Origin of the sequence: Nocardia noduli, from assembly GCF_019038455.1 — a bacterium.
In the GTDB taxonomy this organism is placed as follows: Bacteria; Actinomycetota; Actinomycetes; order Mycobacteriales; family Mycobacteriaceae; genus Nocardia; species Nocardia noduli.
Genome location: NZ_JAFMPL010000018.1, coordinates 1 through 19,608, shown reverse-complemented (window position 1 = coordinate 19,608; position 19,608 = coordinate 1). Strand labels below are relative to the sequence as shown.

Below are 19,608 nucleotides of genomic sequence, written 5' to 3'. Positions count from 1 at the left end.
CGCGTCTTCGCGGCGAGCCGGTCCCGGTTGTTATGTGAGCGGAGTCGTCGCGCTGGGGCCCTGACGGTAGCGCGTCATCGTCAGTCGTTGTTCGACGGCGTTGTATTCGGGGATCGGCAGCGGGAACCAGTAACTTCCGTCGAGCCACATCTGACCGAGCAGCGGGACCGGCTTACCCAGGATGTTCACGCCCTCGCCGTGCGGCGGGTTCGTGAACGCTCCGACCGAGCCGCCGTCGATGAAGAATTCCACTCGCTCGTGGTCGAGGCGGACCGCGTAGGAATGATCCGCCGCGAGCAGGCCGGGGTCGAGCATGGTGATCCGCGGAACGAGTTCTCCGCCGCGCTTGACCATGAGGAAGAAGCCGCGCGGTAGTTCCGATCCGAGCACAGTGAAGATCGGGCGGGTGAGAGCGCTCGCGTCACCGATCAGACCGTGCGAGCCGTTGTACATGAACCAGGCGATCTCCAGGCCGAGCGGATCGATCGACCGGTTCGACACACCCCAGCCAGCGGTGCCGTTGTGGCCGGTCATATCCGGCGCGCCCTCGATGTCCATCGTCATCGTCTGACCGGGTTCGAAGACGGGCCGGGCCAGGATCTCGGAGTTGTTGTAGGGGAACAGGCCGTCGACGGTGCGAGGGTTGACCATGGTGACACCGTCCGCGTAGCCGGTGGACGAGTACCCGACATTGGTATTGCACCAGTCACCGACCGGCGCGGCGGCGAAACTCTCGTCCATCGCGCGGGTGGGGGTCGGCGCTCCGGTGCCGATATAGCCCGCGAACGCGTTGATGTTCAGTACCGCGCAGTTCGGCAGCCCGTCATCGGCGCCCGGGATCTGGATATTCGGATCGGCGGCGGCCACTCCGGCCGCCATCACCGTGGCGAGAACGACACCGGTCGCCCCCGCCGTCATCGTGCGCCGCCGCTTCTGTGCACTGCTCATGTTCTCTCCCGCTTACGTGGTTGATGAGATGATGCACAAAGAAACGTATCAATATCTCAACCTCGCGCGGCTATCCGAGTGGGCGATACCTCGCCTACCGCACCACCAAACCCGCTGCGGTACTGAAGAATTCGCACACAACATGATTCGGGCCACTATTCCGCGAAACCGCCCGTTATGATCGAGTAGTTGATAGAGTTAGTACCTAATCATGTCATTGCCGCATCGTGGCGGCCTGGAGAAGCGAGACCCGATGCCGTGCTGCCTGCTTGCCGGATACCTCTCCGCCGGCGCGCACCGACTCTGGCGGCGCGTACGCGGCCGACCGATCGCACCGGCGGAATTCGCGCCGACCGCACAGCGCCCCGGCCCCGCCGCCTCGCACACGGCACGAACCGAGGCCGCCTGATGAGCGCGCCCGCCCCGCGAATCATGCCCTCGGTCACCGAATCCGACACCGACGATCTCGCCTTCCAGCGCTATGTCCTCGACCTGGCACTGCAACCGATCGACCGGTTCGACGGATTCGACCGCATCGAACAGATCGGCGGCAGCGCGCTGCGCTACCAGCTGAATTTCATCGGCTACGCACTCGCCATGGCGCAATACACCAGAACTCCGGCCTTCACCGGCTATCTCGCCGAGGCGCAGCGCAACGCCATCGTCAAGATGTGCGACAAACGCGTGTGGGGTTACTGGGCCGCGGAAAGCCTGGTCGGCTACGCCAGGATCAACACCGATCCCATCCGGCACGCGAACGTCATGTACAGCGGCTATTTCGGGGTCATGCTCGGCCTCTACGAAACCCTCAACGCCGACCCGACTTTCGACCGTCCGGGATCGTTGAAACTGACCTGGAGCCCGCGCACGACACACGACTACGATTTCGCCCGGCTCTCCCGCGCGATCCGCCGCAACATGCTGGCGCGCGAGGACTGTCCGCAGTACGCGTGTGAACCGCATCTGATCTACCCGATCTGCAACGTCTTCGCATTCAACACACTGGTCATGCACGACCGCCTGCACGGCACGGAACTGACCGGCGATCTCGTCGACCGGGTACGCCACAGCTACCTGCACGACGGATGGCGACTGCGCAACGGGCGGTTCATCCCGGGCAGGCTCGGCCCCTCCCTCACCATCAGCAAGCCGGTACTCGGCTACGACGCGGGCATGGTCGCCTGGCTGAACGCGATGATGCCCGACCTCGCGCGCGACACGTGGACCACCATCCGCGATCGGTTCGTCGACTACGACGGTACGAACGCGCGCCTGCGCGGCAGCGCCCGCGCCCGGGTCGATCTCGGCAACTACAACGTCGTCAACGGCGACGGCATGACCAAGGTCTTCGTGGCGAGCGCCGCGGCCGAGTTGGGTGACACCGATCTCGCTGCCGCGCTGACCCGTTCCCTGGGCGAGAGCTATCGCCTCGTCGAACGCGACGGCGCGCGACGTTTCGCCGACGTCTCGACCGTCACGAACGCCCATCACGCGCTGACCCGATTCCTGCGACCGGACGGCCTGCGCGATCTGATGCTCGGCGCGGTTCCGCCAGGGTGGCGGACCGGGCCCGTTCTGGCCGACGCCGCCTATCCCGACGTGCTCGTCGCGCGCGCGGTGACCGACGGCACCGGACTCGAACTGGTGCTGCGGCCGGGGCGTGGCGACAAGCGGGTTCGGCTGGCCGTGCACCGACTCCTCCCGCACCGGAGTTACCGCGTCACGGGTGCGACCGAGCCGACGGTATCCGCGGACGCGAACGGCGAATGCGTGATCGAAGTCGACCTCGGCGGACGCACCGACGTGCACGTCACCCCGGTCTGACCTCGGCGTGGATCACGCGAACACCGCGGTGACATGGGCGCTGTTCGTCGCGTGCCTGCTCGCCGCGATCGTGGCGGGCACCCGGCTGTTCCGACCCGATCCCGGCCGGTTCGGACGAGGTGGGGAGCTCGTCCACGTGATCATGCTCGTCGCCATGTCCGCGATGTGGACCACGGCGGGCGCGGGGCTCCCGATCGCCTTCTGGCGCATCGTTTTCGGCGCGGTGGCGGTGGGATCGACGGTGTGGTCGGTCGTCGGAGGTCGAAGGATCGGTCCGGCGAGCAAAGAAGGTCGGTTCGGTGCCGTGGTCCCCGGCGAATCGACCGGTGTGGACCGTTCCGTCGGGCGGGCCGATATCGCACCGTCCAGCCGACCGGATGCGACACGCTCCGGCGAACCGGCCGTTGCGGACCGGCGGGCCGAGGCGAGCGGGCGATCCGTCGGTGGGGGCAACGATGCGGAACTGTTCGGCGAGAAATCCGGCGCGGCGATCTATCACGGCATCGCCGCGTTCGCCATGGTCTACGCGACGCTCACCCCGCACGGTCCGCGTGCCGAACACACCCCGCACGCGTCGACTCCGCCGATCCCGGCGATCGGATGGGTGCTGGTCGCACTGTTCGTCCTCGACGCGATGGTTCTCGTCGCCACCGCGCTCCGCGTGCCCGAGCGGTTCGGCCGAAGTCTTCCCGCGACGTTCGCGGCGGTATTCCCGCACGCGACAATGGATTTCGCCATGGCGACGATGCTCGCCCTCGCCCTGCGACCTCCCGGCTGAACGCCGCGCGGCCATCTGCGATGCCCCCGGATCCGTCCGCGCCTCCCTCGACGCAGTTCGCGCCCTGTCGGATCAGCGTTCGCCGCGCGGTCCCACCTCCAGTGCTCCGCCGGCGGCGCGCCAGTCGATCAATCCACCGGACATGTTCTTGGCGTCGAAGCCGTAATCGATGAGCAGGTTGGCGGCGCCGTAGGACCGCAGGCCTCCGGTGCAGAAGGTGATCAGGAGTCGGTCCTCGGGTAGTTCCTCGCATCCCGCTGTCAGCTGTTCCAGCGGAAGGTGGATCGCACCGGGGATGTGGGTGCGGTTCCATTCGAACCGGCGGCGCACGTCCACGATCAGCGCGCCCGCCCGGACGGCGTCGATCGCCTCGGCCGCCGAAACGGCGGGGGCGCGATGGAGGTAGTGGCGGATACTCATGGTCGGTCCTCACGTGGTCGGTCGTTCTTACTCGTTCGCGAATGTCTGTGCGGCCCGGCGGATTCACGCGATCGCCCCGGACCGGGCCGGTCACCGGCCGCCTGTACGGCGCGAAAGAGGCCGGGCAGCATCTCGCGCAGCGCGCTCGGGTCCATCGCCTCCGACAGGAGAGCGTCGAGTTCGGCGTACGCCTGTTTCCCGACGTCGAGCAGCCGTCGCCCCTCGTCGGTCACCGCCAGCTTCGCGGTGCGACCGCGGCCGCCGCCGGTCACCTTCTCGACCGCTCCCGATTCCTCGAGTTTCGACAGCGTCGCCTGCATGCTCTGCGGGGTCACCGACGCACGGCGTGCCAACTCGCTGTAGGACAGGCCGGGATCCCGGGAGAGATGCCCCAGCGCGGAGAGATGGCGGATCGCGATGCCCTCGGCCGCCAATCGGGCTTCGACACCGCCGCGCAACCGACTCCCCAGCATGATCAGTAGGAACGCGGGACTCAGCGGTGGGACTGCACCCCGGTCACCGGACACGACATTCACCACCTCTCCAGTTTCAGTCTAACTGAAACCGGAGAGCGATCATCGCGAGCGCAAATCTGGTGCGCGCCGACCTTGCCGCGCAGAATCCTCCCATGAATTCTGCCGCGAACGGCGTTGTGGGCCCGTGGCATTCGGCCTAGCGCGCGCGACGGGACCGGTCGCGCCGGTCGTGTACGACCGGCGGTCCACCCTGTGGTGCTGCCTCGGGGCGGGGTTCGCGACCTTGCTCGACGGCGCCGTCATCGCTTTCACCGCGCCGTCGGTCCAGTCGGCACTCGGCCTCGGCGATTCCGCGACGCTGTGGTTCCTTTCCGCGTTCTCCTTGACGTTCGGGCTCGGACTCGCGCCCGCCGGACGGCTCGGCGACGCCTACGGGCGGCGCGGGCTGTTCCTCGCGGGGCTGGGCTTCTTCCTGGTCGGATGCGTCGCGTCGGCGGGAGCGGTCGGCACCTGGTCGGTGATCCTCGGACGGCTCGTCCAGGGTTTCGGCGCGGGCGTCATCAGCGCGCAGGTACTCGGGGTCATCCAGGATGTCTTCACCGGCCCCGACCGGTTGCGCGCCCTGGCCCGGTATTCCGCCGCGGGCGCGGCCGCGGCGATCGCGGGCCCGGTACTCGCCGGTGTCGCACTGTGGCTGCTGCCCGCCGAATTCGCCTGGCGCGTAGTGCTTCTGCTACCGATCCCCTTCACCGTCGCGACGATCGTGCTCGGCGTCCGGGGACTGCCGCGCGTTCCCCGAGCACGTCGCGCGACCGATCTCGACCTGCCCGGTATCGCCGCGCTGGGACTCCTCGTCGTCCTCGTGACGGTGCCGATCATCGATCCCGGCCTCCCGGGTGCCGCCATCGCCGCCGTCTGCGTCCTCGGCTGCGGGTCGGCGGTCGGACTCGCGTGCTGGGAACGGCACTACGCTCGCACCGGACGCCTGCCGTTGTTCGCACCGGCGCTGATGCGGTCACGCGGCTACGTGACCGGCAATGTGGTGGCGCTGCTGTGGTTCGGGTCCAGCCTGGCCTTCCACACCGTCAAGACCATCTATTTCATGCAGGTGTGCGAGATTCCCGCGCTCGCCATCGCGCTGGCGCTCATCCCCTCGGCCGTCGCGCGCATCGTCGCGTCGGGCTGGGGGCAGCGACTCTTCGCGACGCACGGTCCGCCGCTGGTCACCTACGGTCTCGTCGTGCACACCGGCTGTCTGGCGGCGAGCGCGGGAGCGACCGCGTTCTCGGACGGTTGGACGCTGTTCTTCGTCCTCGCCGCGATCCAAATCGCCTTCGGACTCTCCAGCGGCGTCGTGGAACCGCCACTGCGGGTCGTGACCCTGGCCTTCTCCCCCTCGTCACTGCACGGCGTCGCCGCGTCGTTCCTGCAACTGACGCAACGCCTTTCGGCGACCGTATGCATCGCACTGTGCACCGGCGTGCTGCTCGCCTTCGGCGGCACGGCCTCGTCGGCATCGTTGCGGTGGGCGATGATCCTCTGTGCCGTGGCCTCGGCGGTGGCGACCGCCGCGTCGTTCTCGCGACACTTCCGCACGGACGCGCCCCCGGCCGTGCCCGAGACTCCGGAACCGGGTATGGACTCGCACGGCGTCGCCTGACCGGCGAGGGTCGCCGGGAACCGATCACCACGAGCGCAAACCTTGTTCCCCTCGATCGCCGGTGACGACAATCGCGGTATGAGGATCGCTTTCGCCGTGTCCGCCGCGGTCGCCGCCTGCCTGTGGAGCGCGGGGATCGCCGGAGCCGACACGTTGACACCGGATTACGCGCAGGTCGCGAACGGATCGGGCGACGACCCGTCCGACAATCTCACCCCCGGCGCCTCCCCTATCCAGGTGCCCGATCTCGACGTGCGGCACACACCCGACACCACCGTCGTCGTCGCCCACCCCTACCTCGCACCGTGGGTGCACGCCCTGGTGCCGGTGCCCGCGAACATCGGCCTCGAGATCCGAGGTGCGGCGCGGGTGACGCTGCCGTCTCCGGTCGACGGCACGACAACGGTGCTGAATCCCAACGGCCACTGCGTATTCGGCGCCGTGGACGATCCCGCGCTGTCCGCGACCGCACTGGCGCCGATCCGGATCGACACCCCCGGATTCCAGCTGGTGATCGACCCGGCCCTCAGCCGATAGGCCGAGTCACCAGGTCAGCACCGGCTTGACGACATGGCCCGCGCGCTGATCCGCCAGCGCGGCCTCGATATCGGCGTGCGGATATCCGGCCACCAGTCGCTCGATCGGGAATCGGCCCGCCGCGTGTAGTTCCAGCAGACGCGGGATGAAGGTATGCGGGTCGGCGTCACCTTCGAGGCAACCGCGCACGGTTTTGCCGCCGAGGACGATATCGCGAATATCGATGGCGGGCACGCCTGCGCCCAAGCCCACGGCGACGACCGTCCCGCCGACCGCGAGCGCCGCGGCGGCCTCGGCGAGCACGGTCGCCGATCCGGTGGTGTCGAGCACGTGGGTCGCGCCGCCCCGGGTCAGGTCGCGGATCGCCGCGGTCGTCTCGCCACCGGCCGGATCGATCGCGGTGACGGCACCGAGGGTGAGCGCGAGTTCACGACGCGGTCCGTTCGGTTCGACCACGATGATCTGCTCGACACCCGCCGCGCGCGCCGCCAGCACACCGGCCATACCCACGGCACCGGCGCCGTAGACGACGAGGGCCGCTTCGGGTTCGGGACACAGGACATTGAGCACCGCACCCGCGCCGGTCTGGAATCCGCAGCCCAGCGGCGCGGCGAGAACCGGATCGGTGGCGGCGTCGACGACCACCGTATTGTCCCGGGTGCTCAAGGCGTAGCCCGCGAAACTGGACTGGCCGAAGAATCCGTCGCGCACCCGCGCACCGCCGACCGTGACCCTCGGCGACTTGTCGGACCTGGCGCCGAACTGGTTCAGGGCCAACGAATGTCGGCAATAGGCGAGGCGCCCGCCGCGACAGCTCGCGCACTCACCGCAGGAGCGGAAACTCAGGACGACCCGGTCGCCCGCACGCACCCCGCCGACCTCCGCGCCGACCGCCTCCACGACGCCCGCGCCCTCGTGCCCGAGCAGGACCGGTCGATCCGGTCCGCCCGCCGCGCGGGTGACGAGATCGGTGTGGCAGATGCCGACGGCCTCGACCCGGACCAGGATCTCGTCCTCGCGCGGGGAGTCGACCTCGACGTCCTCGAGGCTGAACGGCGCGGCGGGGTCACGTGACAGCAGCGCGGTGGTCAGCACTCGCCGTCCCGCTCGAGCAGGAAGTAGAAGTATTCGCCCTCGGCGAGCACCAGATCGGGGCGTCCGTTCATGATGCCCATCAGGGTCGACTCGTCCAGACGTTTGAAATGGTCGAAGACCGGACGTCCGTCGTAGACCATCGTCGCGGTGACCTCACCGCGGAATTCGATATTCCACAGACTCGCCTCGCCGCCGCCGAGTTCGACATTGGAGAACAGCGATCCGTCCTCGGCCCGGCAGATCAACGGTTCCGCGCGGGGCAGCGAATGGAAATTCTTGCCGTACCAGCGGCTGGCGGGCAGGGCCCGGCACAGCGGGTGTCCCGTGGCGAAGGCCGCGCCGCGCCACCGTCCGAGTATCTCTTCGGCCCGCACGGTCGGCAGTTGCGCCCACAGCGCGTCCAGGTCCGCGGTGGCCACCCCCGATTCCCGGGCAGCCAGTTCCCTCCAGGACTCCACAGATACAGCCATCGGCGACACCTTCCGTTTCAGAACCATCCGGTTCGTAAACCTTAACCGCGAACCAAATGGTTCGGCAAGATAGGATGCCGCAATGCGCGCCGCCGGTCATGCCACCAGGGAACGGATTCTCGTCGCCGCCAAAGCCGAATTCGCGCAGTACGGTGTCGCGGGCGCGCGGATCAATCGCATCGCCGCGGCGGCCAAGGCCAGCAAGGACCGGCTCTACGCCTATTTCGCGAGCAAGGACGCGCTCTACACCGCGGTCACCGAGCAGTGGGCCGACCACACCACCGCCGAGACCGCGTTGAACGCCGCCGACCTACCCGGTTACGTCGGTCGGCTGTACGACCACTACCTCCGATATCCGGACAACGCCCGGCTACAGGCCTGGGCCGATGTCGAACGACTCCACATCCCCGAAGCCGAACAGGTCGTCCGGCGCGTGATCGCCGCCAAGATCACCGAGGTCGAACGCGGCCAGCGCGAAGGTCTGGTGACGACCGATTTCCAGCCGATCACCCTGATCGTCATGCTCACCGACCTGGCCCGCACCGCCTCCGCGCACGCCACGAGGGACGACGGCAAACACAATATCGCCGAACGCCGCGCCGCCCTGGTGCTCGCGGCGCGGCGGCTGGTGACACCCGACCAGGGGTGAGAACGGGTCAGGCGTCGGCCCCGACGCGGCTCTCCTCCACCACCGCGCCGTCGTCCTCCCCCACCGGGGCGCGACCGGCCCGGTACCGCTCCCACATCCTCACCACCACGATGGTGATCCCGACGTACAGGTAGCCGAGCAGCACGTCGATGACATAGTGCTCACCGCCGTAGACCAGGGTGAACGCCATAGCGAACGGGAAGAGCGCCAACGGGACTCGCAGCCACCACCTGCGCACCAGCGGCCAGAGCGTCACGGTCACGAGCACGGCGAAGGCGGTATGCAGCGACGGCAGGGCCGCGACGTAATTGCCCTGCTCCTCGAGCCATTTCGCACTCACGTCCGGCGACACCATGCCCAGCCCGAAACCCGAGATCCGCTGAACCTCCTCGTCGATCGCCCCCTCGCGGCTCGCGTACCACGGCGGGGCGGCGGGCACGAGAATGTAGGTGACCAGGGCGAGATAGGACAGCACAAGGATGCGGCGCATGTACCGCGCCCACATCGGCCGCGAATACAGGTAGAAGATCGCCGCCACCGCCCACGGGACGATGAAATGGGTGGTGTAGACGATGCCGATGATCGGCGTCCACCAGGGCTGGCCGTCCTCGGCGAGATGCTGTTGCAGCCACACCGTGGGCAACGCGCCGTCGAAGAACCAACGCTCCACCGTCACCAGTTCGTGCATGCGCAACGGCATCCCGACGGTGTCGGCCAGGTCGCGGGTGAAGTCGTACACCAGCAGCACCGCCACCAGCGGCAGCCAGTCCACCACGACCCGCAGATGATCCCGCCACGGCCGATCGATGCTGAACGCGATGATTCCGGTCAGGATCCACGCCACCTCGGTCAACCGACCGCCCGGAATGAGGCCGGTGAGAACCGCCGCGACGAGCGCGATCAGGTAGGCGTACCGGACCGCGACGCGCACCACGCGCCGCGTCCCGTGCGGATAGTCTTCCTCGGATACCGCTGTCCGAGTGAATTCGGTGGACAACCCCGTCATTCACCCAGTGTTCCACGCCGATTCACCATCTTGCGTTCCGAGCGTTGCGCTCCGAGATTCTCGCGTGGGGAATCAGGGTGGGGAAAGTGCGCGCTACCACCGGTTTCCCTGCCCTCATCGGCCGAATCACCCATTCAGGACAAAACGCCGACCGAAACCGCCGTCGGTCCGGTGCGCGGGCCTTCGATGACGATGGTCATCGTCGAGTGCTGGTCGGCGGCGGCTCGCCCGGCCAGGCGCGTAATCGACAAAGCGGTCATCGCGGCAGTCCGATGACACCTGGACACGCGCCTACGCGCGACCACCGTCGACGGCCGAGCACCGACCAAATGCGCACGCGGTGACGTGCAGTCATCGCGCTTTTCGTCACAGTCACTGATTACGTCATCCGACGGACGCGGTGCCGTGTGCGCTCTACCTAGCGTCGACCTGGTGACCGGATGCGGTCACCAGACGATCCCCAGGGAGTTTCGATGACCATCAACAGACGACGACTGTTCGGCGGAGCCATCGCGGTGGGCGCAGCCGGAGTCGCCGCGAGCGCGCTCGGCGCCTGTTCGACCGACGAATCCGCTGCACCAGTTGCCGCCCCCACTCCCGGCGCGGCGCTGCGCGTCGGCTCGGGAGCCAACATCACCCTCGGCCCGGTGAAACATGTCGAAGCGGGACTGCTCAACACCGCCTACATCGAGTACGGTCCCATCACCGGCACCCCGGTGCTGCTGCTACACGGCTGGCCCTACGATCCCTACAGCTACGCCGATGTCGGGCCACTGCTCGGGGCGGCGGGCTACCGGGTGATCGTGCCGTACCTGCGTGGCTACGGCCCCACCACATTCCTGTCCGCACAGACGGTCCGCAATGCCCAGCAGACCGCGATCGCACGCGACGTCGTCGACCTGATGGACGCACTACGCATCGACACCGCGATCCTCGGCGGGTTCGACTGGGGCTCACGGACCGCCGACATCGTCGCCGCGCTGTGGCCGCAACGCTGCAAAGCACTGGTCTCGGTGAGCGGATATCTGGTCACCTCGCTCACCGCCAATCAGCAACCACTGCCACCACAGGCCGAACTCGGATGGTGGTATCAGTACTACTTCGCCACCGAGCGCGGACGCCTCGGCTACGACCGAAACCGCCACGACTTCAACAAACTCATCTGGCAGACCGCCTCACCACAATGGCATTTCGACGATGCCACCTACGAACGAAGCGCGGCCACTTTCGACAATCCCGACCACGTCGACATCGTCGTCCACAACTACCGCTGGCGCCTCGGCCTGGCGCCGGGCGAGCCGCAATACGACGGCTACGAACAGCGACTCGCGACCGCTCCGGCCATCGCCGCGCCCACCATCACCCTGGCCAGCGACTTCGACGGCGCAGCCAAGAACGGCGCGGCCTACCGGGGCAAGTTCACCGGCCGATACGAACACCGCGTACTCGACGGAATCGGGCACAACGTCCCCCAGGAAGCGCCGCAGCCGTTCGCCCGAGCGGTCATCGACGCCGATCACCTGTGACTGCCGTGCAGCGCACACCGGTGATGCTTCTGCACGGCGCATGGCTGCACGCCTCGTCCTGGCGGGCGTGGGCCCGGGAACTGACGAACCGTGGGTTCGCGGTCAGCGCACCCCGGTGGCCGGGCGAGCCCAACTCTGTCGCCGTGGTTCAGGCCGAACCCGACCGATTGCGCGGTATCGGGCTGGTCGCCCTCACCGCCCACTATTCCCGCATCGCGCGATCCTTCGATACGCCACCGGTATTGATCGGCCATTCGGTGGGCGGCCTGATCGCCCAACGTCTGCTCGCGGCGAACCTCGGCCGAGCGGCGGTGGCGCTGGCACCCCTGCCGACCGGCCACCACCCAATTCCGGCGTGGGCGGAGATTGTGCGGCGGAGCTCCGGGCCCCCGTCCGACGGGCTACTACCGCTGTCGCGACGCGAGTTCGGGCGTGATTTCGCCAACACCGTCACAGCAGCGGAGGCAACCGACCTTTTCACTCGGCTCGTCGTTCCTGCACCGCGGCGACTGCTGCGCGACCTCGAAGAAGATCCTGCGCGGACCGGATCTCACGTCGATACCCACAATTCGGGTCGCGGCCCGCTGCTGCTCATCTCCGGGCAAGAAGATCGGATGGCTCCCGACGCGGAGACTCGTGCGATGTATAAGCGGTACGGGGATTCGGTGGCGGTGACCGATCTCGCCCAGTTCGCCGACCGCGGTCACTCGCTGGTGATCGACAGCGGCTGGCGGGCAATCGCCGTCCACACCCTCGCCTGGCTGGCCGACCAGGGTATCCGCGCCGCGTAGGAGCTCAAGGTTGTGGTTCGGCCACGGCGGGTTGCTCGGACAGGTCGGAGGAACGACTGAGCGCGTCACGCAGCGCAGCGCGAGTGGTGATACCCAGTTTCGGGAATATCCGATAGAGGTGTGAACTGACGGTACGTGGCGACAGATGCAATTGTCTGCCGATCTCCTTGTTGGTCATGCCTGCCGCCGCCAAATCAGCGATCCGACGCTCCTGCCAGGTCAACGTGGCAGATTCCGGCAGGGAACCGGGTACCACCACGCCCAACGGACGAAGTTCTGCCCGCGCGCGTTCGGACCATGCGGGCGCCCCCAGCCGGTCGAATGTCTCTGCCGCCGCCAACAGGTACTGCCTGGCCGCAGTCCGGCTGTTGCCGTGCCGCAGCCGCAACCCGTGTGAGAGCCGGATGCGCGCCAGTTCGAACGGGAAACGCGTTGCAGCGGGGTGGCTCTCGGCGCGACCCGCCATCTCTGCGGCCAGTTCGTCGTCGTCGGCGGCCATAGCAGAGGCACCGAAGGTGACGATCGCTAATCGGGGTGAGACTGCGGGAAGCCCCGCTGCCAGAGCGGCGTCGGCGTGCGCGCGGGCCTCGTCGACGCGCCCGGTATGCACGGCAGCCTCGACCAAATCCAGCAGGCTGCGCGAGGCCTGGTACGCATACGGGACGAACTCGCCCGGTGGTGTGATGCCAATGGCGTGCAGATACGCCGCTTCGAAATCGCCCGCAGCGAGCGCGGCGGTCGTTCCGGCGGCGTCTGCGGCCTGGGTGAGGAAACCCAGGCCGCGGGGCCTCGCCCAGGAGTCGACGACAGCTTGTAGCTCGCGTGCCTCGCCCAAACGCCCGCGCAATGCGGCCAGTTGCGCCAGATAACCACGGCTCTGCTGCGCGAATAATTCGTGTCCGAGTTCGGTTGCTCGTTCGAGTGAGCGCAGACCGGTGCGCTCGGCCGCATCCCATTCTCCTGAGACCGTTTGGTCGAGGGTGATCAGTTGCAGCATCACGATCCCGCTGGCGACCGCACCGGTCTCGAGTTCGCGGTCGACAATGCGTTGCAGATACGGGCGATACTCGCCGGCGATGTCGAGGTGATATGCCGAGACTGCCAGCCGGGTGACGTCCCATGGCTCGAGCTCGGTGAGCCGTGCTGCGGCCGCTTCCACGAGAGCGCCCGCGCCCGCGCCGTGGCGCACCACATCGCTCCACGTATCGCGGTAGATGCGGGACCGGGCGGACACGAGATCGCCCATCTGGTCCAGCAACCGGCGGGTGCGGCCCCAGAGTTCAGCGTCGCCCGCGTACTGGCTGATTGCCAGCAGCAAATTCATCAACCGGACCAGCACCTCGGTCGGTTCGTTCCTCGCGGCCACGCCCCACTGCTCAATCGCATCCGATACCCGCCGGTGCGAGGTACGTACGTCACCGTCTTCATAGAGTGCTGAATACGCTGAGGCCAGCACCGCCGCCGGGGTCTCGTGGCCGCCCGGGCCCGGGTCGGACTGCACGATTTGCTGCGCCTGCCCCAGGCGGGCGGCATGTCCGGCGACGAACGCGGCGTCGCCGAGGCGGCGGGAGCGGGCTTCGTGCGTCTCGCTGAGCTGAGCGGCGCGGGTCAGCCACGCCACCGCCGCCACCGCGCCGCCGCGTCGAGTGGCTGATTCGGCTGCTGCCTCGAGCGCTGCGGCGACTTGCTCGTCCGGGTCGACGGTTGCGGCCGCCAGATGCCGGGCGCGGCGCTGGACATCGTCGCGGTGAACCTGTGCCAGCGCGGCGTGCGCGGTTCGCCGCTGATTCGGCGTGGCCAGTTGCACGAGCGCCGAACGCACCAGCGGGTGGCGAAACGCGAACTCGCCACTGACAGGGTCGATCTCGAGCAGGCCTGCGATCACGGCCTCTTCGGCGTCGCGCATACGGTAATAGGTGGCCGGTCCCGCTGCGGTCCCGGCGCGCGCACCGACACCGTCGAGTGCGCCCATGAGCAGTTCGGCGCGCACCGGCTCAGCGAGCGCAGCGATGCGCCCGCTGTACAACTGCTGGAGACGTTTCGGCAGCGGCACGGCCTGCTCGCCGATGCTGTCGTCATGCGCGGCGGCGCCACCTGCGATGTAGGAGGGCAGTTCCAGCAAGGCCAGCGCGTTGCCACGGGCGTGCTCCAGGGTGAGAAGGCGGGTCCGCGCGTGCAGCCCCGGATGATGTTGGTCGAGCAGGCGGGACGCGGCGTCCTCCGTGAGCGGCGGGATCGGGATCTCCGGCAGGGCGGCCGTGTCGAACCGCGACGCGATGTCGGCACGTAGCGCGATCAACATCTTCACTGTGCCCGCGCTCAGCCTGCGTCCGACGAAACCGCACACCTCCACGCTGGCGGCGTCGAGCCACTGTCCGTCATCGAGGATCAGCAGCAGTCGCCGCTCTTGTGCCGCCACGGCCAGCAAATTCAGTACGGCGATACCCAACGTCATGACCGAGGGCGGATCGCCTGCTCTATGCCCGAAGACGGCGTCGAACACAGTTCTGGTGCCGCCATCCAGGTCGTCCGTGTGGGTGAGCAGCGGGTACAGCACCTGATGCAGACCCGCGTAGGGGAGGTCGGATTCGGCTTCCACTCCAGTGACCCGAGTGACGGTGTGCCCGGCACGCCCGGCGAGCTCGGCGACGTGGGCCAGCAGCGCGCTCTTGCCAACCCCGGTCTCGCCACGCAGGATCAGCGCCTGCCCGCTATCAGCGCTCACGAACGACTGGAGCTGCGCCTGCTCCTCCTCACGGCCAACGATCGCCGCAGCACATGACTCCATACTGGGCCGCTCCTCTCGCATCTTCGGCCAGACTAATCGGTCGGTTCCAGTCTGTTGACGCCATGGTGCGGCAAGGTCACCTCGGCCGTTCGATCGCTCGCAACGCGGCGGCACACGCTCCAGGGCCGCAAGAAGATACGTGAGCCCACCCCTCATCCGGCAGATTCGCCGGACCACTGCTGACAGCGATTTTCCATGGGTGGCCGGACCCGTCGAGGCGAAACAGCCCACACGACCGCGCCGGTCGAGGCTCGCCCGTAAACCTGAGAAAAGGAAACGAACATGAAGAACAGGATCCGTCGGCGCATCTCGCCCCACGCCATCACAGCGGCTACAGGGCTCCGTGTGTGGCCGAGATGATCGCGTCGACTGATCCGGACCGTTCGGACGAAGGCCACCATTGGTTGATGCAAACGTCAGCGCCGCCGAACCGGGGTCGGAGCGGTCTCGGTATTGCGTTGCACGCCGAGGCTGGGTGAGGACCTGGGCGTGTAACCGCTGACCGGGAGTGGGTTACCGCAGGATCGGGCGGATGCGTTTCGACCTCACCTGCAGTGACCGATCACCAGATGGTGGTGAGGGCGGTGGTGAAGAACTGGGCGAGCTTGTCTACCGCCGGGACGATGTACTCCAGCTTGTCGTAGAGGTCGACGTGGCTGGCGCCCCCGATCCAATGGATCTCCGAGGGGCCGGTAGCGCGCTTGTGGGCCTCGATACCCATCCAGGCGGTGACGGCGCGTTCTCCGATGATCTGCAGGATCGGACGCGGCCCGATCAGCGGGATCGCGTAGAACACGTCGCTGGACGCCATCTTGTCGATGCTGTCCCAGGTCAGGAACTTGGCTGACCGCTCATGCTCACCCCGTGAAGTGCAGTAGTACTCGAAGCCCTCGATCCCGTGCTGCCCGCCCAACTCTCCGGCCTGTTCGGCGGTCTGCGGGAACATGGTCATCGTGCCGGGATCTTGCCCGAGGGCAGCGGTCGTCCGGGCTCGGGCGGCGGCGGCGAGCAGGTTCTGGAACACGGCCGGGTTCTGGGTGCCGTCGGCACCGAACCGGAACTGGCGTGCAGGCTCTGCCGTGCACACGGTACCCACCGCCTTGACTCGGTGATCGCCGGCGGTCGCGGCCAACGAGTAGCCACCCGACGCACACACACCCAACAGACCGATCCGGTTCGCGTCGACCTCCGCGCGCGTGCTCAGGTACGACACTGCTGCCTTGAAATCCTCCACCCGCTGGGCCGGGTCCTCCAGACCACGGGGAACTCCACCGGATTCTCCCTGGTAGGCGGCGTCGAAAGCGAGAGCGACGAAGCCACGCTCGGCCATCAACTGCGCGTAGGTTCCCGACGCCTGCTCTTTGACGCCGGTACCCGGGTGCCCGACCACCAGTGCAGGCGATGGGTCCGATCCGGCTTGGTCGGGAACGTAGAGGTGGGCGGCGATCTCGATACCCGCACTGTCGAAGGACACCGTTGTTCTGGTCATGAAAATCTCTTTCCTCACATCTGTCACTGTCATCGAATACGGCATGGGGGGCCGTTTGTGGTGTGGCTCATCCCGTAGATCGACAGTGCACGGGGCAGACAGATCGGGCATAGCGTCAAGTGACGGTCAACTCGTTGAGCAGTCTCGAAGCCGATTTCTGCACGCCTTGTCTGGATGACTGGATCCAGCCTCACCCCGGCGCGGCGTCAGCGAAATGGGCAGATCCCTGCCTGGGCATAAACATGGCCACCTTCCTCGGTACCGTCGGCATGCCAACGCGGTGACACTGGAGGCATGTCCCCGCTTTCGCATTCCCACCTCGGTGCCTTCCTCAAGGCCCGACGGGCTCAACTCACACCGCCGGACTGCGGACTGCCCGAGACCGCATCCGCGCGCCGGGTGGCAGGTCTGCGCCGTGAGGAGGTCGCCCAACTCGCCGCGATCAGCGTGGACTACTACACCCGACTCGAGCAGGGCCGCGTCCGGGCCTCCGCTACAGTCCTGGCCACCCTGGCCCGTGCCCTCCGCCTGGACGACGATCAGCGGCGCTACATGTACGAACTAGCGGGTCGAGGCGACACCCGGACACGACCCCGCCGATCCAGCGAGCCGGTACGCCCCGCCATGCGGCGCCTGCTCGACCAACTCACACACACCCCAGCGCTGGTCCTGGGCAAGCACCTCGACATTCTGGCCTGGAACCTCGCCGCTACGGCCCTATACACCGACTTCTCGCGACTTGCCCCACAACACCGCAACTACGTCCACCTGCTCTTCACCGATCAGGTCATCCGTCAGCTACACCGAAACTGGGAACACGATGCCCGCGACGCCGTGGCCGCCCTGCGCATGCAAGCCGCCGCCGACCCCGCCGACCCGCACCTTGCCAGTCTTGTCGGCGAACTCACCATCAACGACCCCGACTTCAGTACGTGGTGGACCGAACACCGCGTCAACAACGCCAGCTACGGAACCAAGCAATTCCACCACCGCCTGGTCGGCGACCTCACTCTCGACTGCGACACCTGGGCCAGCCCCGACAGCTCCGGCCAACGCCTGATGATTCTGACCGCCGAACCCGACAGCCCCTCCCACGACGCTCTGAACATTCTCACAACCTGGTCCGCCCAACAGGCCGACACCGCCAAGGACTCGACCCGATGACCGCATGGCCTCCCACCGACCAAACGCTGCTCTCCGATACCCCTACTCTGATCCTGAACGCCGGCGAAAATGACGGGCCCGGCGTCGAAGTCGGCATGGTCCTCATCGACGGCGAACTGTGGGTTCGCGCCTACCGGGGCGTCGACTCTCACTGGTATCGCGCGGCACAGGACTCAGGCTGGGGAATGATCCGAGTGGCGGGCACTGTCCACCGAGTCGTTTTACTCACCACCGACGCAGAGACCCCACCCGGCCTCGACGTCGCATTCCGCAGCAAGTACGGGCAACTCGCCGATATCCTCGACAGCCCGCAAGCCCGCGCCGCCACACTCCGGATCGATCCCGCGCCTTCGCCAGACCCTCCACCCAGCTTGACTCGTGATCTCGCCGCAGGATCTGCGCCGCGACCGGCAGACGCTGTTCCGAGACGAGACTTCGAGACATCCTGAGCTGGGAGTTACCATCGACAAGGCGGCCGTCGATCGCGGTCTCGATACAAGGTAATGAGACTGGGAAGCTGGGGATTTCACCCAGTGTCAGCGGGTGCATGTGACGATGGTCGGCGTGCAACTTGATGGCGTTGACGTTCCATATCGGAGACCTGAATCGGGTTCTCGTTCCGCGCCGTAGGCTCTAAACTCTGTTGGATCGGAATGTGGCCCGCGATTCACCGTAGCGATGTGCATATTCTCCGGCATGCACCACCAGGCGCGCACGCCGCCATCGGTTTGTCTCGACCACGACCATTCATGTTCGTATCGGAGGGAGAACCCATGCCCACTCTCCACTTCACCGAGACCACGACCGCGACACCCGAAGAATTCCTCGCGGCGCTCACCGACTTCGGACCCGACCGCGAGAAACTGTTCGGGAACAGCGCCGGCCAATACCTCGAGGTGCACCACCGCGGCCCCACCGAAGCCGACGTCACGGAGGGATCACGCGGTATCTGGGAACGCCTGCACTACGACTGGTCCGACCCCCGCCGCGTCGTCATGACGACCACCGATTCCAATCTGTGGGGTGGCCACTCGGGCCACACCTACACCTTCACACCCCGCCCCGACGGCAAGACCGATATCGATGTCACGGTGGTGCGCGAGGGCAAGAACCTCAAGGGCCGTGCGGTCGGAGCCGTGGTCGGCACCGTCGGTCAGGGCATCCTGCGAAACGCATTCCACAAGACCGTCGACGCCGTCGAGGCCCGCACCAACGGAACCGACCGGGCCTGAAACACCCGGCCGACGGGCCTCCAGAACTGAATTACTCGGCCCTCACTATGCCTTTGTGTTTCAAGCGACCGGCGTCAAGTCGACACCGAAAGGCCGGAAGGCCGACACATCTGTCCGGAATATTTCCGTCGGCTCGACCGCCATATCCCGATGACCCGCGGCCGCGAACGCGTGAGCCTTGAATGCCTGGGCGGCGATACTCAACCGATGAACCACCCGCTCCACCCGATGCTCCGGTGGCGACATCCAACTCTCCCCCCACACCACCACCTCGATTCCGCTGTCCCCCAACGCCCTGATCAAACCGTCGTGCGCCCGCGAATCGCGTTCGATCACATCTGCGGCGATCGCCAGCGCGTCCGGACGACGCCCCTCACCGCCGGAGGCCAACACCCGCTCGAGATCCACCATTTCCGCCCCCAGAATACGAAGTGGGCGCGAATCCCCCGGATTGGCCACGAGAGCGGCGATATCCCATCCGGCCGCCCCGCGATCGAACAGCCACCCTCCGGCGAACGCGACCACATCGATGACATCGAACGCCACCACATCCAGGCGATACCGCACCGCATCCCGCTCCGGGCGAATTCCTTCACCGACGGCCACGGGCACAGGTTGTAGGCCTCCGATCGGGGGATCCAAGGTTCGAGAAGTCATGAGGTCTCCGTTCATAGACAGGGCGAAATTGTCGACCAGTTGTTCGCAGGCGCTATGCCCGCCTATGCGCGATCCACTACCGGCGCCAAGTACAGCCC

General features: G+C 67.2%; 21 protein-coding genes. 11 read left to right on the top strand and 10 right to left on the bottom strand.

Annotation, left to right across the window (positions count from 1 at the left end; translation table 11 throughout):
* Positions 1-30: 30 nt before the first annotated feature.
* Complete coding sequence (locus JZ792_RS13390; protein WP_254189762.1) at positions 31-948, bottom strand: hypothetical protein; 918 nt, start codon at positions 946-948, stop codon at positions 31-33.
* A 211-nt stretch (positions 949-1,159) separates the two neighbouring features.
* Between JZ792_RS13390 and JZ792_RS13385 the strand changes: the two genes are divergently transcribed.
* Genes JZ792_RS13385 through JZ792_RS42660 form a run of 3 tightly spaced genes read left to right on the top strand, consistent with a single transcriptional unit; the run spans position 1,160 to position 3,550 of the window.
* Positions 1,160-1,357: a hypothetical protein gene (locus tag JZ792_RS13385; protein ID WP_216910532.1), complete on the top strand. Its 198-nt coding sequence runs from the start codon at positions 1,160-1,162 to the stop codon at positions 1,355-1,357.
* Entirely contained in the window at positions 1,357-2,772 is a 1,416-nt protein-coding gene (locus JZ792_RS13380; RefSeq protein ID WP_254189761.1) for a linalool dehydratase/isomerase domain-containing protein, read from the top strand. The genes JZ792_RS13385 and JZ792_RS13380 overlap by 1 nt, the downstream gene beginning before the upstream one ends.
* Before the next feature lie 7 nt (positions 2,773-2,779).
* Positions 2,780-3,550: a DUF5134 domain-containing protein gene (locus tag JZ792_RS42660; RefSeq protein WP_216910530.1), complete on the top strand. Its 771-nt coding sequence runs from the start codon at positions 2,780-2,782 to the stop codon at positions 3,548-3,550.
* Positions 3,551-3,622: 72 nt separating this feature from the next.
* Here the strand turns inward: JZ792_RS42660 and JZ792_RS13370 are convergent, their stop codons facing one another.
* Together JZ792_RS13370 and JZ792_RS13365 are read right to left on the bottom strand one after the other, a co-directional pair.
* The gene (locus JZ792_RS13370; RefSeq protein WP_216910528.1) at positions 3,623-3,970 is read right to left on the bottom strand and encodes a rhodanese-like domain-containing protein; all 348 of its coding nucleotides are present in this window, start codon (positions 3,968-3,970) and stop codon (positions 3,623-3,625) included.
* Positions 3,967-4,509 carry a MarR family winged helix-turn-helix transcriptional regulator gene (locus JZ792_RS13365; RefSeq protein WP_308165289.1) on the bottom strand — a complete coding sequence of 181 codons (543 nt, stop codon included), beginning with the start codon at positions 4,507-4,509 and terminating at the stop codon, positions 3,967-3,969. Before JZ792_RS13365 ends, JZ792_RS13370 begins: the two co-directional genes overlap by 4 nt.
* Positions 4,510-4,630: 121 nt before the next feature.
* Between JZ792_RS13365 and JZ792_RS13360 the strand changes: the two genes are divergently transcribed.
* Both JZ792_RS13360 and JZ792_RS13355 read left to right on the top strand, forming a co-directional pair.
* A complete protein-coding gene (locus JZ792_RS13360; RefSeq protein WP_216910526.1) occupies positions 4,631-6,106 on the top strand; it encodes an MFS transporter in 1,476 nt (491 codons plus the stop codon).
* A gap of 78 nt (positions 6,107-6,184) precedes the next feature.
* The gene (locus JZ792_RS13355) at positions 6,185-6,643 is read left to right on the top strand and encodes a hypothetical protein (protein ID WP_216910524.1); all 459 of its coding nucleotides are present in this window, start codon (positions 6,185-6,187) and stop codon (positions 6,641-6,643) included.
* Positions 6,644-6,649: 6 nt separating this feature from the next.
* Here JZ792_RS13355 and JZ792_RS13350 read toward each other — a convergent pair whose 3' ends face one another.
* Both JZ792_RS13350 and JZ792_RS13345 read right to left on the bottom strand, forming a co-directional pair.
* Entirely contained in the window at positions 6,650-7,738 is a 1,089-nt protein-coding gene (locus JZ792_RS13350; protein WP_216910522.1) for an NAD(P)-dependent alcohol dehydrogenase, read from the bottom strand.
* Positions 7,732-8,208: a DUF4334 domain-containing protein gene (locus JZ792_RS13345; protein ID WP_216910520.1), complete on the bottom strand. Its 477-nt coding sequence runs from the start codon at positions 8,206-8,208 to the stop codon at positions 7,732-7,734. The genes JZ792_RS13350 and JZ792_RS13345 overlap by 7 nt, the downstream gene beginning before the upstream one ends.
* A gap of 82 nt (positions 8,209-8,290) precedes the next feature.
* On the opposite strand from JZ792_RS13345, the gene JZ792_RS13340 reads away from it, so the two are divergent.
* Complete coding sequence (locus tag JZ792_RS13340; protein WP_216910518.1) at positions 8,291-8,857, top strand: TetR family transcriptional regulator; 567 nt, start codon at positions 8,291-8,293, stop codon at positions 8,855-8,857.
* 7 nt (positions 8,858-8,864) lie between these two features.
* On the opposite strand, the gene JZ792_RS13335 is transcribed toward JZ792_RS13340, so the two are convergent.
* On the bottom strand, positions 8,865-9,863 hold the full coding sequence (locus tag JZ792_RS13335; protein ID WP_216910516.1) for a phosphatase PAP2 family protein: 999 nt from the start codon (positions 9,861-9,863) through the stop codon (positions 8,865-8,867).
* Positions 9,864-9,997: 134 nt separating this feature from the next.
* Positions 9,998-10,123 (bottom strand): hypothetical protein, encoded by a 126-nt coding sequence (locus JZ792_RS42655; protein ID WP_256461418.1) that lies wholly within the window; start codon positions 10,121-10,123, stop codon positions 9,998-10,000.
* Positions 10,124-10,336: 213 nt separating this feature from the next.
* Between JZ792_RS42655 and JZ792_RS13330 the strand changes: the two genes are divergently transcribed.
* Positions 10,337-11,389, top strand: a complete 1,053-nt coding sequence (locus JZ792_RS13330) for an alpha/beta fold hydrolase (RefSeq protein ID WP_216910514.1) — start codon at positions 10,337-10,339, stop codon at positions 11,387-11,389.
* Positions 11,386-12,180, top strand: coding sequence for an alpha/beta hydrolase (locus JZ792_RS13325; RefSeq protein ID WP_308165288.1), 795 nt, complete (start codon positions 11,386-11,388; stop codon positions 12,178-12,180). Before JZ792_RS13330 ends, JZ792_RS13325 begins: the two co-directional genes overlap by 4 nt.
* Positions 12,181-12,184: 4 nt before the next feature.
* Here the strand turns inward: JZ792_RS13325 and JZ792_RS13320 are convergent, their stop codons facing one another.
* Together JZ792_RS13320 and JZ792_RS13315 are read right to left on the bottom strand one after the other, a co-directional pair.
* Positions 12,185-14,989 (bottom strand): helix-turn-helix transcriptional regulator, encoded by a 2,805-nt coding sequence (locus tag JZ792_RS13320; protein ID WP_216910512.1) that lies wholly within the window; start codon positions 14,987-14,989, stop codon positions 12,185-12,187.
* Between the two features lie 541 nt (positions 14,990-15,530).
* On the bottom strand, positions 15,531-16,457 hold the full coding sequence (locus tag JZ792_RS13315; RefSeq protein ID WP_216910511.1) for an alpha/beta hydrolase: 927 nt from the start codon (positions 16,455-16,457) through the stop codon (positions 15,531-15,533).
* 294 nt (positions 16,458-16,751) lie between these two features.
* Between JZ792_RS13315 and JZ792_RS13310 the strand changes: the two genes are divergently transcribed.
* The 3 genes from JZ792_RS13310 to JZ792_RS13300 all read left to right on the top strand — a co-directional run bounded on the left by JZ792_RS13310 (position 16,752) and on the right by JZ792_RS13300 (position 18,853).
* Entirely contained in the window at positions 16,752-17,621 is an 870-nt protein-coding gene (locus JZ792_RS13310) for a helix-turn-helix domain-containing protein (RefSeq protein ID WP_216910508.1), read from the top strand.
* The gene (locus JZ792_RS13305) at positions 17,618-18,070 is read left to right on the top strand and encodes a DUF2255 family protein (protein WP_216910507.1); all 453 of its coding nucleotides are present in this window, start codon (positions 17,618-17,620) and stop codon (positions 18,068-18,070) included. The genes JZ792_RS13310 and JZ792_RS13305 overlap by 4 nt, the downstream gene beginning before the upstream one ends.
* A 324-nt stretch (positions 18,071-18,394) precedes the next feature.
* Positions 18,395-18,853, top strand: a complete 459-nt coding sequence (locus JZ792_RS13300; protein WP_216910505.1) for an SRPBCC family protein — start codon at positions 18,395-18,397, stop codon at positions 18,851-18,853.
* Between the two features lie 60 nt (positions 18,854-18,913).
* Here the strand turns inward: JZ792_RS13300 and JZ792_RS13295 are convergent, their stop codons facing one another.
* Positions 18,914-19,459, bottom strand: coding sequence for a hypothetical protein (locus tag JZ792_RS13295; RefSeq protein ID WP_308165287.1), 546 nt, complete (start codon positions 19,457-19,459; stop codon positions 18,914-18,916).
* Positions 19,460-19,608 lie beyond the last annotated feature (149 nt).

What these genes read in the sequence shown, in the direction of transcription:
- JZ792_RS13390 (WP_254189762.1), bottom strand. Translation starts at nt 948, where the DNA reads ATGAGCAGTGCACAGAAGCGGCGGCGCACGATGACGGCGGGGGCGACC.
- JZ792_RS13385 (WP_216910532.1), top strand. Translation starts at nt 1,160, where the DNA reads ATGTCATTGCCGCATCGTGGCGGCCTGGAGAAGCGAGACCCGATGCCG.
- JZ792_RS13380 (WP_254189761.1), top strand. Translation starts at nt 1,357, where the DNA reads ATGAGCGCGCCCGCCCCGCGAATCATGCCCTCGGTCACCGAATCCGAC.
- JZ792_RS13370 (WP_216910528.1), bottom strand. Translation starts at nt 3,970, where the DNA reads ATGAGTATCCGCCACTACCTCCATCGCGCCCCCGCCGTTTCGGCGGCC.
- JZ792_RS13355 (WP_216910524.1), top strand. Translation starts at nt 6,185, where the DNA reads ATGAGGATCGCTTTCGCCGTGTCCGCCGCGGTCGCCGCCTGCCTGTGG.
- JZ792_RS13345 (WP_216910520.1), bottom strand. Translation starts at nt 8,208, where the DNA reads ATGGCTGTATCTGTGGAGTCCTGGAGGGAACTGGCTGCCCGGGAATCG.
- JZ792_RS13340 (WP_216910518.1), top strand. Translation starts at nt 8,291, where the DNA reads ATGCGCGCCGCCGGTCATGCCACCAGGGAACGGATTCTCGTCGCCGCC.
- JZ792_RS13335 (WP_216910516.1), bottom strand. Translation starts at nt 9,863, where the DNA reads ATGACGGGGTTGTCCACCGAATTCACTCGGACAGCGGTATCCGAGGAA.
- JZ792_RS42655 (WP_256461418.1), bottom strand. Translation starts at nt 10,123, where the DNA reads ATGACCGCTTTGTCGATTACGCGCCTGGCCGGGCGAGCCGCCGCCGAC.
- JZ792_RS13330 (WP_216910514.1), top strand. Translation starts at nt 10,337, where the DNA reads ATGACCATCAACAGACGACGACTGTTCGGCGGAGCCATCGCGGTGGGC.
- JZ792_RS13320 (WP_216910512.1), bottom strand. Translation starts at nt 14,989, where the DNA reads ATGCGAGAGGAGCGGCCCAGTATGGAGTCATGTGCTGCGGCGATCGTT.
- JZ792_RS13315 (WP_216910511.1), bottom strand. Translation starts at nt 16,457, where the DNA reads ATGACCAGAACAACGGTGTCCTTCGACAGTGCGGGTATCGAGATCGCC.
- JZ792_RS13310 (WP_216910508.1), top strand. Translation starts at nt 16,752, where the DNA reads ATGTCCCCGCTTTCGCATTCCCACCTCGGTGCCTTCCTCAAGGCCCGA.
- JZ792_RS13305 (WP_216910507.1), top strand. Translation starts at nt 17,618, where the DNA reads ATGACCGCATGGCCTCCCACCGACCAAACGCTGCTCTCCGATACCCCT.
- JZ792_RS13300 (WP_216910505.1), top strand. Translation starts at nt 18,395, where the DNA reads ATGCCCACTCTCCACTTCACCGAGACCACGACCGCGACACCCGAAGAA.